At 70.7% G+C, this 3,524-nt stretch carries 1 protein-coding gene; it reads left to right on the plus strand.

Annotated features, from left to right (window positions below; translation table 11 throughout):
- A partial coding sequence (locus GXZ33_RS04885) for a beta-ketoacyl synthase N-terminal-like domain-containing protein (protein WP_291339760.1) occupies positions 1–3,524 on the plus strand: 3,524 nt, incomplete at both ends.

Genomic DNA, 3,524 nt, shown 5'->3' on the forward strand with positions numbered 1-3,524 from the left:
GAACCTGGTGGCCCGTCCCTTCGAGCTCACCCGTGAGTTCGTCGAGTCCATGGCTGAGGTCGTCGACTCCCCGTACGTCAGCGAGATCCTCGCCGACTTCGAGGCGGCAGCACGCGAGGAGCAGAAGCTCGCGCGCACCCTGCTCATCGAGCTGCTGGCCTGGCAGTTCGCCTCCCCGGTCCGCTGGATCGAAACCCAGGACCTGCTCATCCGTTCCCGCGGGAACGGCGGCCTGGGTGTCGAGCGTTTCGTGGAGGTCGGTGTCGGTTCCGCCCCGACCGTGGCCAACATGATGGGCCAGACCCTCAACCTGCCGCAGTACCGCGAGGCTGAGATCGAGGTCCTCAACATCGAACGCGACCGCCCGGTGGTCTTCGCCACCGACGAGGTGGTCCGCGAACTGGCCTCCGAGCCCGCTGATGGTGAGGCCGCATCTGTCGACACGCCCGCGACGGAGGGCACCCAGGTTGCCGCCACCGCCGCACCCGAGGCAGCCCCGGCTGCCGTGCCCGCCGCACCCGTGGCCACCGGTGGCCCACGCCCGGAGGACATCGAGTTCACCCCGGCTGATGCCACCGAGATGCTCATCGCCATCTGGACCAAGGTCCGCCCGGACCAGATGGGTGCCACCGACTCCATCGAGACCCTCGTCGAGGGTGTCTCGTCGCGTCGTAACCAGCTGCTGCTGGACCTCGGCGTGGAGTTCGGTCTCGGCGCCATCGACGGTGCCGCCGACGCCGAGCTGGCCGCCCTGAAGCAGACCGTCACCAAGATGGCCAAGGGCTACAAGGCCTTCGGTCCGGTCCTGGGTGACTCCGCCGCCGACGCCCTGCGTCGCATCACCGGCCCGACCGGCAAGAAGCCGAACTACATCGCCGAGCGTGTCACCGGCACCTGGCAGCTGGGTCAGGGCTGGGCCGACCACGTCGTCGCCGAGGTGGTCATCGGTGCCCGCGAGGGTGCCTCCCTGCGTGGTGGCGACCTGGCCACCCTGTCCCCGGCCGCCCCGTCCAACGCGGGTGAGCTGGATGCGCTCATCGACGCCGCCGTCCAGTCCGTCGCCGCCCGCCGCGGCGTCGCCGTGGGCCTGCCGTCCGCGGGTGGTGGCGCCGGTGGCGTCGTCGACTCCGCCGCTCTCGGCGAGTTCGCCGAGCAGGTCACCGGCCGCGAGGGTGTGCTGGCGGAGACCGCCCGCACCATCCTCGCGCAGCTGGGCATCGACCAGGTCGAGTCCCAGAGCGTCGAGGAGGAGGGCGACGAGTACGCCGCCCTGTTCGACCTGGTCTCCCGCGAGCTGGGCTCCGACTGGCCGCGCCAGGTCGCCCCGAGCTTCGACGCCGACAAGGCCGTGCTTCTCGACGACCGCTGGGCCTCCGCCCGCGAGGACCTCACCCGCGTGTCCCTCGGTGAGCTCGACGCCGCCGACGTGGACGTCACGGGTGCGGGCGAGAACGTCGCCAAGCAGGCGGAGTTCCTCGGCCTCACTGAGCTGGCCGCCCAGGCCCGCGACACCGACGCCCTGGAGTACACCGGGGACGTCGCCGTGGTCACCGGTGCCTCCCCGAACTCCATCGCCGCCGGCGTCGTCGCCGAGCTGCTGGCGGGTGGCGCCACCGTCGTGGTCACCACCTCGAGCCTGTCCCACTCCCGCCTGACGTACTACAAGAACCTGTACGCCACCGCGGCCCGCGGCACCGCCGCACTGTGGGTCATCCCGGCGAACCTGAGCTCCTACGCGGACCTCGACGCCGTCATCGAGTGGATCGGCAACGAGCAGACCGCCACGGTCAACGGTCAGAAGAAGGTCCTCAAGAAGGCCCTCATCCCGACCCTGCTGTTCCCGTTCGCCGCACCGCGCGTCATGGGTTCCCTCGCCGACGCCGGCCCGGCCGCCGAGTCCCAGATGCGCCTGCTGCTGTGGGCCGTCGAGCGTCTCATCGCCGGCCTGTCCGAGATCGGCGCCGACACGCACGTCGGCAAGCGCCTCCACGTCGTCCTCCCGGGCTCCCCGAACCGTGGCCGCTTCGGCGGCGACGGCGCCTACGGCGAGTCCAAGGCCTCCCTCGACGCGCTGGTCACCCGCTGGCACGCCGAGCCGGTCTGGGGCGACCGCACCAGCCTCGTCCACGCCTTCATCGGCTGGGTCCGCGGCACCGGCCTCATGGGCGGCAACGACCCGCTCGTCGAGACCATCGAGTCCAAGGGCGTCAAGACCTTCTCCAACGAGGAGATGGCGCAGCTGCTCGTCTCCCAGATCACCGACGAGGTCCGCGCCGCGGCCGCCCAGTCCCCGGTCACCGTGGACTACACCGGCGGACTCGGCGAGTCCGACGTCAACATCTCCCAGCTGGCGGCCGAGGCCGCCGCGGAGGCGGAGGCCGCGGGCGTCGAGAAGCAGGAGGCCGAGGAGCCCCGCACCCTCACCGCCCTGCCGACCCCGTACCGCCGCTTCGAGTGGACTGCCCCGGACTTCTCCGGCGTGTCCACGAAGCTGGAGGACATGATCGTCATCGTCGGCGCCGGCGAGCTGGGCCCCTACGGCTCCGCACGCACGCGTTTCGACGCCGAGCTCTCCGGCGACCTCACCGCCGCCGGCGTCATCGAGCTCGCCTGGACCATGGGTCTCATCCGCTGGGAGAACGACGCCTGGTACGACAACGACGACAACGCCATCGCGGAGGAGGACATCTTCGACCGCTACCACGACGAGGTCCTCGGCCGCGTCGGTGTCCGCCGCTACCACGACGACTTCTTCATGGTCGACAACCTGGCGCCGGAGCTGACCACCGTCTACCTGGACAAGGACCTGTCCTTCTCCGTCGCGTCGAAGGAGGAGGCCAAGACCTTCGTCGACTCCGAGCCGGACCACACCTCCGCGTTCCTCGACGAGGAGTCCGGCGAGTGGACCGTCGTCCGCCACGCCGGCTCCGCCGTCCGCGTCCCGCGCCGCACCACCATGTCGCGCTTCGTCGGCGGCCAGATCCCGGAGGGCTTCGACCCCGCCGTGTACGGCATCCCCGCCGACATGATCGACAACCTCGACCGCCTCGCACTGTGGAACCTCGTCTGCACCGTCGACGCGTTCCTCTCCTCCGGCTTCACCCCGGCGGAGCTGCTGCGTGAGGTCCACCCGGCCCGCGTGTCCTCCACCCAGGGCACCGGCATGGGCGGCGTCGAGTCGATGCGCTCCCTCTACATCGACGGCCTGCTCGCCGAGCCGCGCGCGAACGACATCCTGCAGGAGGCCCTGCCGAACGTCGTCGCCGCACACGTCATGCAGTCCTACGTCGGTGGCTACGGCCAGATGATCCACCCGGTCGCAGCCTGCGCCACCGCCGCCGTCTCCGTCGAGGAGGGCTACGACAAGATCGCCCTGGGCAAGGCCGACTTCGTCGTCACCGGCGGCCTGGATGACCTCTCCATCGAGGGCATCACCGGCTTCGGTGACATGGCGGCCACCGCCGACTCCACCGAGATGGAGAACAAGGGCATCGAGCACCGCTACTTCTCCCGCGCCAACGACC

The sequence above is a fragment of the Corynebacterium sp. genome, from assembly GCF_012838985.1.
Lineage (GTDB): Bacteria > Actinomycetota > Actinomycetes > Mycobacteriales > Mycobacteriaceae > Corynebacterium.